Genomic DNA, 14,421 nt, shown 5'->3' on the forward strand with positions numbered 1-14,421 from the left:
CTTAACTATCCTCATCAACTTAAAAAATCTTAATGGTTTAAAATAGCAGTTTATAAATTTTATCGCAGATAAAATCCTCGCGCCTTAAAGCTGTATCTTGTTAAATTAGTTTGCGCCTTGGCGTTTTTTAAAATTCAGTTACAAAGAAGTACAGTTTTCATCCTTCGTGTATACTCCATTGCTTTTTGCCTCCAGTTTTCCGGTTTTTCTATTGATTTTAACCCAAAAAGATTCTTTCACAGCCGGACAACCCTTTGATTGCATAAGGTACATTGAAATATGGCGGTCTTCAATTTTATATGATCCGGTAAATCGCTTACTTGTATCCACAGAATACCCATACGTTTTTGCCAGTAAAATAGCCTCCGGAAGATTGTCTACTGTTCCGATAAAATCTCTTAGTTGCTGTTCATTGGAAAAATAAACAGACCTTTCGTTTTTGCACGCAAGAATATATGAAAAGCAGTTGTTCCCAATACATTTCTGGAAAAAACCTTTTTCAGGAACAGGTTCATTGATGGTCATAAAGTCAGGAGCCTGGCTTTCATAGAGTACTGATTTTTCATAGTCCATATCATTGCTCAGAACGCGCCAGTAAGCATAGTCTTTATCAGGAACAATGAACGGGTAAAGGTATTCTACCGTATCGAGAATATCAGGAATTTTTTTATAATCATCAGGAACCTTGATCTGGCTGTAAAGCAGATTGGAGAGAATCACGGAAAATGCGATGATTACTTTCATAGAGAATGTGTTTCCGGTGCAAATTTAAGAAAGAGAATTATTCCAATACAATTTTATAATATCCTTTTTCAGCAGTTACATCAATATCTATACCTGTAAACGTTAATTTATTGATTTGATAGCCATCACACCCTCCATTAAATTCTGATGACTGTATTGAAAAATCTAAGTCTTTAATATTAGAAAAGAATTTATACTTTTTTGTTCCATTATAAGCACCTACATTTTCTACAATGATCATATTGTCAGATGTTTTGGATAGTTGTACGCTATTGTTATCTTCGTCCTGAACTGAATAAGTTGTCAATGTTCCATTGGCAATAAGATTTTCATCATTAGAATCCACAAACTTAAAAAGGATCGGCAGAGGAGCATTATAACAATCTTTTTCACATGAGATGAAGAGAAGGGCTACGAGTAAAAAAGTAAATATTTTTTTCATGGATGATGGATAGTGTGAAGAGTAAATTTAGGTATTAATATTTGGTAATCAAAACTATACTATATTCGAATTATTAAAACGACCTCTGAATATTTTCAAAACTTGTGCAAGCTGACCATCTGTAATATCAAAATCATCAATGTTGATTTCTATTTTTTCATTGTTGTGGAAAAAGTATAAATAATTTATTTCAGGCTTATAATCATGTTTAGATTCACGGCTCACCAAACGCTTTACAATAATCTTTTCAAGTTGAATTTCACTCCACAAATACCTAGTATTATTTTTTACCTGAATCCCTTTTCCATTAATAGAAATGATAATTTGTGATATTTTTTTGATCTCTGAAATTATTTTGAACATAAAATAGCCAGTAAATCCAAGAAGTATACATAATATAAATATTGCAGCTCCGTTAAATTTGAATTTAAAACCTAAAAGAAAAAACAAACCTAGAATCACAAATATACCGTAAGTGGCAATAGCAATAATTCTACCCGAACGCGAATATTTGATTATAATTTCATCAGGAACTGAATTTTCATCATATTCAATTTTATCACTTTTATGAAAAGAATATTCTTTATAAATGAAAACGCCATTGATGAATGAAGCAATGAAAAAAATAATAGAAAGAGGAATAAAATATTGTAGTAAATAAATACCTATGAATAAAGCTAAACTTCCTAAAATTGCATAAAAAATAATTCCGAATTTCATTTCTGGTTAAATTTTTTGCGAATATACATTTTAAACTCAATTTACACGAGATTCATAAAAAAACATTTCCGTTCCAAGGATATTCAGAACCGCGCCAAATAGTAGCTTTTAAAACAATTATAATAGTTTGAATTAAAAAAATCAAAGTGAGAATAGCATGAAATGAATTGCTTTTTTTTCTAAAATTAAATGGATAATTGTTGTTAAATATAAAATAGCATATCCTATTAGATCTCCCAATCCCCAACCAAAAGAAATGTGTTTGTAAAATGTTCCTAATAAAGAAATAATAATTAAAAAAAATAAGAATAATTAAGTTGAATCTTTTCCAAAGATAGTTCATGGTTAATTATGCGTTTATTCTGCAAAAGTATTTATAAAATTAATATTATTTTTTTGCATTTTGGTCTTAATTTTTGTCATTTGTCAATTAAATTAATTTCAAAATCGCTTACATTTGTTATATGATACATGACCAACGCGCAGAGAAATTCAGGCAGATTGTAGAAAATAAATTCCAGATCTACAATTCATTATTTATGAGTTTGCCTTATGATAAAATGACCAATATCGGGATGTTACTCCCATTTTTATACGAAGAAAGCAAAAACGGTTACGAGGCCGGAAAGACCCCTGAAGAAATCGTAGAGGAGTTTTTTAAAAGCCATACCGACCTGCATACTGAGGAACAGAAACTGGAATTGCTTTTTAAAATCATACAATATATCGAAAGGCAGGTAGTTTTATTTGACAGTATTGAAGATGCTGCCTTTCCGAATCTACATTCGGAGAGCGATAATGGAACGGTAACCAATCTTTTTGAGCGCTCCCAGCAGGATCATAAACTTGAAAAAGTTCGTGAAAAGTTGAGGGATTTTACAGTAAAGGTTGTGTTCACCGCTCACCCTACACAATTTTATCCAAGTTCTGTACAGAGGATCATTCAGGATTTAAGGTCAGCGATTACCACTGATTCTGTTACCAATATTGATATGCTTCTTCAGCAGCTGGGAAAAACTCCTTTTGTTAATAAAGAAAAACCGACTCCTATTGATGAGGCATTGAGTATCATTTCCTATTTACGCTATGTGTATTACGATACCATCGGTGAATTGTTTACCAAGATCAGGAAAACATTTGGAAACGGACATTTTCATTTGCATGAAGATATCATACAGCTTGGTTTTTGGCCGGGAGGAGACCGGGATGGTAACCCTTTTGTAACGGCTGATGTTACCAAAAGAGTCGCTGAAGAACTTCGTTCTGCAATTTTAAAATCTTATTACAGCCATTTAAAATTTATCAGAAGACGTTTAAGTTTCAGAGGCGTGTCGGAAGTTTTACAACAGCTTAATGATGAATTGTATGCGGCTATTTTTAATAACCACAAAATTACCACTGAAGATATTCTGAAAAGGGCAGATGAAGCAGAACATATTCTTATACGGGAACATAACTCATTATTTTTAGATCTTCTCGTGAATTTCAAAGACCGGGTTAAAATTTTCGGGACCCATTTCGCCACATTAGATATTCGTCAGGACAGCAGGATTCATCAGCAGGTTATAGATGAAGTCTTTGCAAAATTATATGGAGATCAGGAAGCCGATCATAATGAAAAATTCAACCGATTAATTCAGGATTCAAAAACAGTTAAGGCTGATGATTATGAAGGCATTGTAAAGGATACTTTGCTTACTGTTTCAGAAGTTGCTGAAATTCAGCAATTGAATGGTATGAGGGGAATGAACCGTTATATTATATCCAACTCCGATGCTGTGAAAGATGTGATGAATGTATATGCATTTTTCAAAATTTGCGGTTATCAGGAAGAAAATATCAATATGGACATTGTTCCTTTGTTTGAAACCATGGAAGGGCTTGATAATGCTGAAAAGGTAATGAAAGAACTTTACGAAAATCCGGTTTATAAAAAACATCTTCAAAAAAGAGGTAATCAGCAGACCATTATGCTGGGCTTTTCCGATGGAACAAAGGACGGTGGGTATTTAAAGGCCAACTGGGAGATTTACAAGGCTAAAGAAGTTCTTACTAAACTTTCCGAACAAAGAGGGATCAAAGTAGTATTTTTTGATGGAAGGGGAGGACCTCCGGCCAGAGGAGGGGGAAAGACCCATGATTTTTATGCTTCTCAGGGAAATACCATTGCCAATAATAAAATTGAGCTAACCATTCAGGGACAGACTATAACCAGTATTTTTGGAAATAAAGAGCAGGCAAAATACAATTTTGAGCAGCTATTAACGGCGGGAGTGGAAAACGATGTATTTAAAAACTCTAAAAAAGACCTTACTGAAAAAGAAAGAAAGCTGATCAGTGAACTGGCAGAGATCAGTTATAAAAAATATTCCGATCTGAAAGCACATCCGATGTTCGTTCCGTACTTGCAGGAAATGAGTACATTGGAATACTATGGTAAAACGAATATTGGAAGCCGTCCATCAAAACGAGGAAACGGGAACGAATTGAAATTCGAAGACCTAAGGGCTATTCCATTTGTGGGTTCGTGGTCCCAGCTGAAGCAGAATGTGCCGGGATTTTTTGGTTTTGGTTTTGCCATGGAGGAAATGAAAAAGCAGGGAAGGTTTGAAGAAGTAAGAGAATTATACAAAGGTTCGGACTTCTTTAAAACTTTAGTTTTAAACTCTATGATGAGTATGAATAAATCTTATTTCCCGCTTACTTACTATATTAAAAACAATCCGAAATTCGGAGCATTCTGGAATGTGCTCTTTGAAGAATATAACCTTTCAAAAGATATCATGCTTGAACTTACCGGATTTACCATGCTGCAGGAAGAAGATCCATTGTCAAGAAAATCTGTAAAGATCCGCGAAAAGATTGTATTGCCTTTGTTAAGCATCCAACAATATGCTTTAATGAAGATCCAGAAAGGAGAAGGGAACAAAGAAGCTTATGAAAAGCTGGTAACAAGATCATTGTTTGGAAATATTAATGCGAGTAGGAACTCAGCTTAGCAAAGGATCTCAAAACTATAATAATTAATCTAGATATAACAAAGCCACTCAATTTGAGTGGCCTTTGTTTATTCTTTTATAAATTTCTCATAATAAGATTTATCTTTTGTCTGAATCTTAAGGTAATAAGTACCTTTCGGAAAATGTTCAACTTTAATCGACTTTTGCTGGTTGCTCCGGATGATGAGCCTACCCAGATTATCATAAACTTCCAATGCAATAACATCTGCTTCTGATGCGACATTTAGAATGCTTTTAACAGGATTTGGAAATATAGCAACTTTTTGCTTTTTTACTGCTTCGGAAGTGTTTAAAGTTCCATTATAGAAGTTTCCGAAATTAAGAATCCCATAACCCATCTGATCTGTGTAGGAAGGATATAATGAGGCCGTTTGTCGTAATTTGTTTTTTATCAGATCTCGGTTCATATTGGAAAAAGCCTGAATTAAGCAAGCTACTCCACCTGCAGCAATTGGTGTTGCAATTGAGGTTCCGGTAGCAGAAGTTATTGAATTATTGAAAACAGTAGCAGATGCAGTACCTCTTGTACTGCCGTCTGGCTTTATTACACCCAACGAATTAGGCCCGAAAGATGAAAATCCGGATGAGATTCCGGAAGAATCTACTGAGCCTATCGTAAAGACCTGGGGATTATCTGCGGGAGTGCTGATATAATGCCAGGGAAGCTGTCCTGAGTTTCCTGCTGCAATTAATAAAAAAATACCTTTGGTTGTTGCAATCCCGGCGGCCCTGGCTATAAAAGATGTGCTTCCATTCATATCAGAATACTGATAATTATATCGTGTGTCATCAAATGTGGTATATCCCAGAGATGTAGTAATAAGGTCGACCCCTTTTCTATCAGCTTCCTCTGCTGCTTCAATCCAGTATAATTCTTCTTCAGGAATTTCTACAAGGGAATTTTCGCTGCGGTAAAGATAGAAATCAGCATCAGGTGCCGAACCAACGAATATATCCTGAATATAACCTCCAATTGCACCTAAAACAACAGAGCCATGGACATTGAGTGAGGGGTTATAAATATCATTCGTTTTAGTGACAAAATCAAATCCTCCTTTAATTTTATTATTGGTCCATAATCTGGCAAAAGCAGAGCCTGTGTTTACTGTCGGAAAGCCGGTGTCTATAACTGCGATGGTTACACCATTTCCCGTAAAGCCTGCAAGATGAAGAGGTCTTAGATTGATCTGATCAATTTGTTCTGAGCCTGAACCATAATCAAATGTGGTCAGGTTTTTATTTGTATTGTCAAAATTTTCCCATTTATTAGGGTTGGTCTGTTTGGTCACTGCAGTAGCATTTCTTGCAAAACTTTCTACCGACTGGACATAGGGTTGTGACTGAAGTGTTGCAATCTGGGCTGAAGAGGCATTTACGGCTACTCCGTTAAGCCATTTTGAGTAATCGGTAACTGTAAAACCAAGGTTTTGGATATTCTGAATATAAGATTGTTCAATGGGAGCATCCTGATCATTCAGGGGAATTCCCAAAGCCGTGCGTCTGTTCAATGATTTCTGGCTAAGCTCAGAAAGGGGATTAGCATAAAATGCTGACTTATTAGGCTTATCAGTGAAATACACGAATACCAGTGCTGTTTGTGCAAAAGCCAGAGAGTAACCGGTTAAGAAACAAAAGAGTAGAGTTTTCTTCATGGAGTTATTTTGTATAAAGGTAAAACAAAATCAATAAAATTTTTGAATGGATTTTAAATTCCTTATTTTTACGGAAATATTTATTTATGAAAAAAATTCAGATGGTCGACTTGCAAAGTCAGTATTACAAGATAAAGAATGATGTAGATAATGCAGTATTAAATGTAATGGATTCTGCGGCTTTTATAAACGGCCCAGAAGTGAAGTCCTTCCAGAATGAATTGGAATCTTATTTAGACGTAAAGCATGTTATTCCTTGTGCAAACGGAACTGATGCTTTACAGATTGCTTTGATGGCTTTAGACCTTAAAGAAGGAGATGAGGTGATCACTGCTGATTTTACTTTTGCAGCTACTGTAGAAGTTATTCATTTATTGAAACTTAAATCTGTTTTGGTAGATGTAGATTACGATACATTCACAATTTCTACGGAACAGATTAAAAAAGCAATTACTCCGAGAACAAAAGCGATCATTCCCGTACACATTTTCGGACAATGTGCTAATATGGAAGAAATTCTGAAAATTGCCGAAGAGAATAACTTATTCGTTATTGAAGACAATGCGCAAGCAATTGGTTCAGACTATACGTTTTCCGATGGAACTGTAAAACAGGCAGGTACGATGTCTACGGTAGGTACCACTTCATTCTTTCCATCTAAAAATTTAGGTTGCTATGGAGACGGAGGTGCTATCTTTACCAATAATGATGAACTGGCACACCGTTTAAGAGGAATTGTTAATCATGGAATGTACGAAAGGTACTATCATGATGAAGTAGGAGTGAACTCTCGCTTAGATAGTATTCAGGCTGCTATTTTAAGGAAAAAACTCCCTAATCTTGATTCCTATAATGAAGCGAGAAGAAAAGCTGCGGATTATTACGATGAGGCTTTTGCGGGAAACCCAAACATATTAACACCAAAAAGAGCCGAAAACACAACTCACGTATTTCATCAGTATACTTTAAGAATAGTAAACGGAAAACGTAATGAGTTACAAAAATTCCTTGCAGAAAAAGAAATTCCTGCGATGATCTATTATCCGGTAGCATTAAGAAAGCAAAAAGCTTATTTCCAGGAAAGTAATGATGCAGATTTTGTAAATACGGATAAATTATTGGATCAGGTGATTTCTCTTCCGATGCATACAGAATTGGATGAAGAGCAGTTGAAGTATATTACGGATGCTGTATTAGAGTTTCTGGGGTAGTAGTAATGCACTGTGAAAAAGAAAGTATTTAAATTTAGAATCATAGGATTATTAGTTTTTCTGTTTGGCATTTTTATTTCTATTTTATTTGGATATGGGATTAGTGCAGAATATAGTAATCAAGAGAATGGTACTTACAGATATTGGATACTTTCGTTTGCAATTTTGGTATTTCTACTAAACCATACAAGTCTTATATTATTAATAAAAAAGTCTGTTAGAACTGTATTTTTTTTAAATGTATTATACTTATTACTTTTAGGTCTTATTGTGTTTGGATTTATAAGAAAACAAATCTATTTACAGATAGAAATTCAAGAATATGATATTGGATTTACTTCTATTGGTAGTATGATATTAATTTTCTTAATTTTTGCAATTAATAGATTTAAATTTAAAGAAGTACAATATGAAAATATTGATTTCATAGGTAAAAACGAAGAATAAAAATCAAAACATAAAACATAAATGGCAATACTCGTAACCGGAGGTCTTGGATATATAGGTTCCCATACCGTAGTGGAATTACTTAATAATAACTTTGATGTTGTTATTGTAGATGATTTGTCTAACTCTGAAAGATTTATTTTAAATAATATAGAAGAGATTACCGGAAAGAAACCTGTTTTTTATCCTTTTGATCTAAAAAGAAAGGAGCTTTTAAGTCAGGTTTTTGATGCTCATCAGATTGACGGATGTATCAACTTTGCTGCTTCTAAGGCAGTTGGCGAAAGTCAGGTTATACCTGTTGATTATTATGAGAATAATTTATTTTCTCTGATCAATATTCTTCAGGAATTTAAGAAGAGAGATCTCTCTAATTTTATTTTCAGTTCTTCATGTACGGTTTACGGACAGGCGGATGTAATGCCCATTGATGAAAATACCCCATTAAAAATGCCGGAGAGCGTTTATGGTAAAACTAAACAAATGGGTGAAGAGATCCTTAAAGATTTTGCCAATGCATATAAAAGAAAGATTTCCTTATTAAGATATTTCAATCCTATTGGAGCGCATCCTTCGGGTAAATTAGGCGAATTGCCTATTGGAGTTCCAAATAATCTTGTTCCTTATGTGATGCAGACGGCAGCAGGAATTCGTGAAAAATTAAATATTTGGGGGAATGATTACGACACGGAGGACGGAACACCAATCCGCGATTACATTTATGTTGTCGATCTTGCTAAGGCTCATGTTGCAGCATTAAAAAAATTAATGTCAGATTCTAGTAACAATACCGTTATTGATATTTATAATTTAGGAACCGGAAAAGGATTCTCAGTTTTAGAAGTGGTGAATGCTTTTGAAATGGCAAATGATGTAAAGGTTGCTTATCAGATCTGTGATAGAAGAGAGGGAGATATTACGGTTGCATATGCCAATGCTGACAAAGCTGAACATGAACTTGGATGGAAGGCTGAAACCAGTTTGCAGGAAGCATTAAAAACGGTTTGGGAATGGCAAAAATATCTGAAGTCAAGAAATTTAAATTAAATGATTAACAAAATATTTCTCTATGAAAGGAATTAAATAAAAGATTTCTATCTTAGTGAAGTTTTAAATAGACTAATATGAAAACAGAAAAAATAGGGATTACATTCTCTTCATTTGACTTACTTCATGCAGGACATATAAAAATGTTAGAAGAAGCAAAAACCGTTTGTGATTATCTGATTGTAGGTTTACAGATTGACCCCTCCCATGATCGCCCTAATAAAAATAAGCCTACTCAGACCATTGTAGAAAGATATATTCAGCTTAAGGCAGTGAGTGCTGTAGATGAAATCATTCCTTACTATACAGAAGAAGATCTGGAAGACATTTTGAAATCTTTTGTAATAGACGTAAGAATTATTGGAGACGATTATATGGACCGTGATTTTACAGGAAAAAAATACTGCGAGCAAAAAGGAATAGAAATTTATTATAATAAAAGGGACCACCGGTTTTCCTCCAGCGATTTAAGAAAAAGAATTTTCGAAGCGGAGAAAAGTAAAGTACCCGTAAATGCAAAATAAAAAATCCCGATTAATAATCGGGATTTTTTTGTATTACATTGGTGCCTGCTGGTCATCTCCGGCAGCATTAGCGTTAATGTCTTTTTTCTTTTTTGGTTGGTCCACTTTTTCCCCTTGTTTGAATCTGTAAGTTAAAGATAGAGCAAACTGTCTTGGTTGCCATTGCATGTAAGAATCTCTGGTGAAATCAGTACCATAAGTTGTGGATCTCATTGCTCTGGTATTGAAAATATCCTGAATATTGAAACCTATCGTACCATTGCCATCCCAGATCGTTTTGGAGACCCCTAAACTTACTGCGTACATATCTTTTCTGTCCTGGCTCTGGGTCTTTTGTGCTCCTCTATAGAAACCTTGTAGCTGGAAATTAAAAGTTTTATCAACTTTGAAAGTAGATGTTAATCTGGCTCTTGTAGAAAAGCCACTTCCATCAAATGACATTGGTTTATCCATGGTTTTAGGATCGTAGTAACTACCGGTAGTCTTATAGCCAAACAGGTCAACATTTCCCATAAATTTTAACCATTTGGTTGCGTCCCAATTAAAATTGAGATCTAGACCATAGCGATCGTCATTTCCTAAGTTGATTGGCTTTGTATGAAATGTTGTAATATCGTTATCATCAACTGTTTTGTACACCAGCATTTTAACATCATCACTTGAGTGTCTGTAGTAAAGCGTAGGGTTGATGGTAAAGCTTTTTTTAGAAATGCTGTATCCTACTTCGTAAGAATCGACATAAGATGGATTCAGATCAATATTCCCGTCAAAAATGTTTTGATTGTCATTATAACTTGGATTTGGGATCATAAAGAATGAACGTGGACGATCAATCCTTCTTGAATAATTTACTAAAAACTGATTGTCTTTTGCTATTTCATAGCTTAGAAATACACTAGGGAAAAGGTTATTATAGTTTTTGGTTGTTTTTTGAGCTCCTCCGGCAAGATTTAAATAATCAATATCTACTTTGGAAATTTCATCCCTTAAACCCAGTTGATACCCGAGCTTTCCGATTTTGCTTTTAAACTGAAGATAAAATGCATTAAACATTTCTTTGTAAGTCGCGTTGTATGAGTAATCTTCAAGATAAGATAGCAAAGGATGGGATGCTGTGCTTTCCATGACCATGTTATTATAGTCATTTTTATTGATATCTAATCTATAACCGGCTTCAATCTTAGAATTTTCACCAATAGGAAGTTCATAATCAGCTTTTCCTATAAATGATCGGTTAAGTGTTTTCTGTGCTACAAAATCTTCAAGCTGGAAAACGTTATTGTTGGTATCATATATATTGGTATCATTATTAGATCGGTTCCTTTGCAAACTTGCTGAGAGGGATAAATTCTGGCCTTTATCATCAAATTTGTGATCAAGTCCGAAATCTCCCTGAAATGCTAAGTTATTGCCATTTCCTGTATTCGATCTTTGTCTGAAACCTGTTGTATTATTGGTGAAGTAATCATAATAGGTTACGTTCCCGTTGCTGTTGTTGTCAAAAGTTCTAACAGTACCAGACGCGTTTACAGACGTTTTGTCATTGATATCATAAACTACCCCTGCAGAAGCGTTGTAATTATCATTTTTACTCTTTGTAATGGACTCGTTGTCAATCTGGCTTGTTGTGCCACTTGAAAATAATGAATTGTTTCTGCTTGTGTTTTTAGACTCGCGGTATCCACCACCTCCATTTAAAAACCAATTGAATTTTCCTTTTCTCCAACTTAAGTTGGTATTGAGAGAAGTTTGTGGAAGATATCCTAAAGTTCCAACAACACTACCGTTAAAACCTGTTTTCTTATTTTTCTTTAAAATAATATTTAAAATACCTGCAGTACCGCTGGCTTCAAATTTCGAAGAAGGGTTTGTAATAACCTCGATTCGATCGATCTGGTCTGCAGGAATACTTTGCAAAGCATTTGCACCATCATCAATACCAAGTAATGCAGAAGGTTTTCCATTAATTAAAAACTTCACATTAGAACTTCCTCTCATAGAAACTGTACCGTCCGTTTCAACAGAAACAGAAGGAACATTGGATAATACATCCTGAAGATTTCCTCCCTTACTTACAATATCCTGAGAGGGGTCATATGTTCTTTTGTCAAGTTCCACTTTATATGGCTTCGCTTGTACCGTAATCGTTACACCTTGTATATCTCCCGTTTTAAGGTTGGTTGCACTTTTTTCAGGCTCAATGGATAAGGCGCCGATATTTCCTGCAGCTGCAATTTGTTTATTAACTACACTTTTTTTGTAATCAATTGCTTCAACGGTGATGTCGTAATTCCCGGGAGCAAGATCAAGTTTATACTGTCCTTTTTCATCAGTAAGAGCAGCATCACTAAGTAATTTATTTTCTTTATTGCTGAAGGTGACTGAGGCATAAGGAACAGGCTGATTGTTTTTACTAACAATTGTCCCTGATATAGCTGCTTTTTCCTGTCCGAAAGCAAATGCTGCCGCCGAAAGAACAAAAGTAAGCCCTAAGGTTTTTTTTGTAAAAAGGTTAATAATTTCCGTCTGATTCATAAGGTATTGTTTGTGTAAAATCGTGAAGGGATAACTCCTAATATTGTGAAATTATTAATGGGTTAAATTTCAAAATATTACGATTAATTTATTGTTTGTAATAGATATGTCGCTTTTTAAGGCTGGATGTTAATTATGAAATTGTTAAAATAAAGTTAAATTTGCTTTTTATTTTATATTTTTTGAATTAAGCCAGTTTTGATAAGCTTTTGCATTAATTGCATGCTCTTCAGCACTTGCCGTGAATTTGTGATAGCCAAACCTTGCCGGATCAGCGCACATATATATATAATTGTTGTTTTCTGCGTTAAGCACAGCATCTACAGAGTTCTTATCTACAATACATATCGGGCCGGGAGGAATACCGGAATTAGCGTATGTATTGTAAGGAGAGGGCGTAGACAGATGTTTATATAAAACCCTTTTGATTGGCTCTTTAAAATTTGTCTGCTTATTAATAGCATAGATCACAGTAGGATCAGATTGTAATTTCATTCCTTTTCTGTATCGGTTTAAATATAGTCCTGCGATAGTTTTCATTTCATCTTTTTTTCCACCGGATTCTTTATAGACAATGGAGGCAAGTGCATAAATCTGATCTCTTGTTAGCCCGGACTGCTGTTCTTTGTTTTTTCTTTCACTTGTCCAGAAACCATTATATTGATCCTCAAATCTTTTAAAAAAATCTTTAGGACTTACTGTCCAGAAAAAGTTATATGAATCGATAAAAAAATACTTTTTCAGGTCTTCGGCGCTGGTATATCCTTTTTCAGTTGCAATCGTATTAAAATCTTTTACAAATCTGAGTGAATCCAGCTCCGTTTTTTTTGTGACTTTACCGATCATTTGATACATATCACCAAAATCTCCTATTCTAAAGGTATTCTCAGTCTGGTTTCCCGCTTTGATCATATTGACAATATTCGTATTTCCTGTTCCATTCTGGATGTGGTAACGACCCGGTTTGAGATGTTGTTCCAGATCCTTATCCTTTGCTACTCTTTCAAACGACTCTTTATTTTGTATATACGGTCCAATAGAATCAAGTACCTGCTTAAAGCTTGCTCCATGAGGGATTAAAACATATCCTTCTTTTTCTACGTTGTTACCGTAATATGTATTATAAAATCTTAACCCAAAAAATCCTGCTACCGCTACAACAAGCAGTATGATAATGAGAATAGTTTTTTTCATTATTTAATAGTTGATTAAAAGTTGTCTGTTTTTTTAAACCAAGTCAACCTTACCTCTAAAAACTTGTTTTGCCGGTCCTTCCAACCAAATATTCTGGAAAGAATTTCCGTTTTTTTCAGCATACACTTTAAGGTTTCCACCTAAAGTTTTAACTTTTACAGAGATTAGATTGTTTTTTTGTAGAAAGGTTAAAGCAGATGCAGTAACTCCTGTTCCGCAACTGTATGTTTCATCCTCAACGCCTCGTTCATAGGTTCTTACGAAAATTTCATCATCGGTAATTTTTTCAACAAAATTGACGTTGATACCTTTTTCTTTATAGTTTTCTGAATTTCTGATCCCGTTTCCTTCTGCAAAAACATTGTAGGTAACCAAATCTTCGACGTATTTTACATAATGTGGAGATCCGGTATCCATTACAGAATCTGCTCCGTCATTGGAAATGTCGGTAACATCGATCATTTTTAATTTGATGATACCATTATGGATTTCTGCTTCATGTTCTCCATCTATAGCAATAAATTTACATTTGGCTTCAAAGATATCAAGGAAAAAAGCAAACGCAACAAGGCATCTACCACCGTTTCCACACATGGTACTTTCTCCACCATCGGAATTGTAATACACCATTTTGAAATCATACTTTTCATCATTTTCTAAAAGAATAAGACCATCTGCTCCAATTCCAAAACGTCTGTCGCAAAGCTTTTCGATAATTGCTTTGTCTTTTGGAAATTGCAGATCTCTGTTATCTACCATTACGAAATCGTTTCCAGTGCCTTGATATTTATAAAATTCCATACTTTCTTTACATTAAAATAAACAAACAAAATTAGTATATTAAAATAAAAAACGGGCAGTAAATACTGCCCGTTTTTTATTATT

At 34.4% G+C, this 14,421-nt stretch carries 12 protein-coding genes; 5 read left to right on the plus strand and 7 right to left on the minus strand.

Annotated features, from left to right (window positions below; all coding sequences use genetic code 11):
* Positions 1–138: 138 nt before the first annotated feature.
* The 3 genes from G9C87_RS02555 to G9C87_RS02565 are packed head-to-tail and all read right to left on the minus strand — an operon-like array spanning position 139 to position 1,906.
* Positions 139–744 (minus strand): hypothetical protein, encoded by a 606-nt coding sequence (locus tag G9C87_RS02555; protein WP_172277802.1) that lies wholly within the window; start codon positions 742–744, stop codon positions 139–141.
* A gap of 37 nt (positions 745–781) precedes the next feature.
* Entirely contained in the window at positions 782–1,186 is a 405-nt protein-coding gene (locus tag G9C87_RS02560) for a hypothetical protein (RefSeq protein WP_172277804.1), read from the minus strand.
* Between the two features lie 54 nt (positions 1,187–1,240).
* On the minus strand, positions 1,241–1,906 hold the full coding sequence (locus G9C87_RS02565; protein WP_172277806.1) for a hypothetical protein: 666 nt from the start codon (positions 1,904–1,906) through the stop codon (positions 1,241–1,243).
* Between the two features lie 464 nt (positions 1,907–2,370).
* Between G9C87_RS02565 and G9C87_RS02570 the strand changes: the two genes are divergently transcribed.
* On the plus strand, positions 2,371–4,905 hold the full coding sequence (locus G9C87_RS02570; protein WP_172277808.1) for a phosphoenolpyruvate carboxylase: 2,535 nt from the start codon (positions 2,371–2,373) through the stop codon (positions 4,903–4,905).
* A 68-nt stretch (positions 4,906–4,973) separates the two neighbouring features.
* On the opposite strand, the gene G9C87_RS02575 is transcribed toward G9C87_RS02570, so the two are convergent.
* The gene (locus tag G9C87_RS02575; RefSeq protein ID WP_172277810.1) at positions 4,974–6,578 is read right to left on the minus strand and encodes a S8/S53 family peptidase; all 1,605 of its coding nucleotides are present in this window, start codon (positions 6,576–6,578) and stop codon (positions 4,974–4,976) included.
* A gap of 86 nt (positions 6,579–6,664) precedes the next feature.
* On the opposite strand from G9C87_RS02575, the gene G9C87_RS02580 reads away from it, so the two are divergent.
* From G9C87_RS02580 to G9C87_RS02595, 4 genes are all read left to right on the plus strand, one after another.
* On the plus strand, positions 6,665–7,789 hold the full coding sequence (locus G9C87_RS02580; RefSeq protein ID WP_172277812.1) for a DegT/DnrJ/EryC1/StrS family aminotransferase: 1,125 nt from the start codon (positions 6,665–6,667) through the stop codon (positions 7,787–7,789).
* Between the two features lie 12 nt (positions 7,790–7,801).
* Positions 7,802–8,236 carry a hypothetical protein gene (locus G9C87_RS02585; RefSeq protein WP_172277814.1) on the plus strand — a complete coding sequence of 145 codons (435 nt, stop codon included), beginning with the start codon at positions 7,802–7,804 and terminating at the stop codon, positions 8,234–8,236.
* A 21-nt stretch (positions 8,237–8,257) separates the two neighbouring features.
* Positions 8,258–9,283, plus strand: coding sequence for a UDP-glucose 4-epimerase GalE (gene galE / locus G9C87_RS02590; protein ID WP_172277816.1), 1,026 nt, complete (start codon positions 8,258–8,260; stop codon positions 9,281–9,283).
* A gap of 77 nt (positions 9,284–9,360) precedes the next feature.
* Positions 9,361–9,807, plus strand: a complete 447-nt coding sequence (locus G9C87_RS02595) for an adenylyltransferase/cytidyltransferase family protein (RefSeq protein WP_172277818.1) — start codon at positions 9,361–9,363, stop codon at positions 9,805–9,807.
* A gap of 33 nt (positions 9,808–9,840) precedes the next feature.
* On the opposite strand, the gene G9C87_RS02600 is transcribed toward G9C87_RS02595, so the two are convergent.
* From G9C87_RS02600 to dapF, 3 genes are all read right to left on the minus strand, one after another.
* Positions 9,841–12,342 (minus strand): TonB-dependent receptor domain-containing protein, encoded by a 2,502-nt coding sequence (locus G9C87_RS02600; RefSeq protein ID WP_172277820.1) that lies wholly within the window; start codon positions 12,340–12,342, stop codon positions 9,841–9,843.
* 168 nt (positions 12,343–12,510) lie between these two features.
* Complete coding sequence (gene mltG / locus G9C87_RS02605) at positions 12,511–13,536, minus strand: endolytic transglycosylase MltG (protein WP_172277822.1); 1,026 nt, start codon at positions 13,534–13,536, stop codon at positions 12,511–12,513.
* Between the two features lie 33 nt (positions 13,537–13,569).
* Positions 13,570–14,337 (minus strand): diaminopimelate epimerase, encoded by a 768-nt coding sequence (dapF, locus tag G9C87_RS02610; RefSeq protein WP_172277824.1) that lies wholly within the window; start codon positions 14,335–14,337, stop codon positions 13,570–13,572.
* Positions 14,338–14,421: the final 84 nt, after the last annotated feature.

The organism is Chryseobacterium sp. LAM-KRS1 (assembly GCF_013184525.1).
Classification (GTDB): Bacteria; Bacteroidota; Bacteroidia; order Flavobacteriales; family Weeksellaceae; genus Chryseobacterium; species Chryseobacterium proteolyticum.

Bases quoted from the DNA above. Each gene is read 5' to 3' on its own strand.
- mltG (WP_172277822.1), bottom strand. From the start codon at position 13,536: ATGAAAAAAACTATTCTCATTATCATACTGCTTGTTGTAGCGGTAGCA.
- G9C87_RS02560 (WP_172277804.1), bottom strand. From the start codon at position 1,186: ATGAAAAAAATATTTACTTTTTTACTCGTAGCCCTTCTCTTCATCTCA.
- G9C87_RS02565 (WP_172277806.1), bottom strand. From the start codon at position 1,906: ATGAAATTCGGAATTATTTTTTATGCAATTTTAGGAAGTTTAGCTTTA.
- G9C87_RS02570 (WP_172277808.1), top strand. From the start codon at position 2,371: ATGATACATGACCAACGCGCAGAGAAATTCAGGCAGATTGTAGAAAAT.
- G9C87_RS02600 (WP_172277820.1), bottom strand. From the start codon at position 12,342: ATGAATCAGACGGAAATTATTAACCTTTTTACAAAAAAAACCTTAGGG.
- G9C87_RS02580 (WP_172277812.1), top strand. From the start codon at position 6,665: ATGAAAAAAATTCAGATGGTCGACTTGCAAAGTCAGTATTACAAGATA.
- galE (WP_172277816.1), top strand. From the start codon at position 8,258: ATGGCAATACTCGTAACCGGAGGTCTTGGATATATAGGTTCCCATACC.
- G9C87_RS02575 (WP_172277810.1), bottom strand. From the start codon at position 6,578: ATGAAGAAAACTCTACTCTTTTGTTTCTTAACCGGTTACTCTCTGGCT.
- G9C87_RS02595 (WP_172277818.1), top strand. From the start codon at position 9,361: ATGAAAACAGAAAAAATAGGGATTACATTCTCTTCATTTGACTTACTT.
- dapF (WP_172277824.1), bottom strand. From the start codon at position 14,337: ATGGAATTTTATAAATATCAAGGCACTGGAAACGATTTCGTAATGGTA.
- G9C87_RS02555 (WP_172277802.1), bottom strand. From the start codon at position 744: ATGAAAGTAATCATCGCATTTTCCGTGATTCTCTCCAATCTGCTTTAC.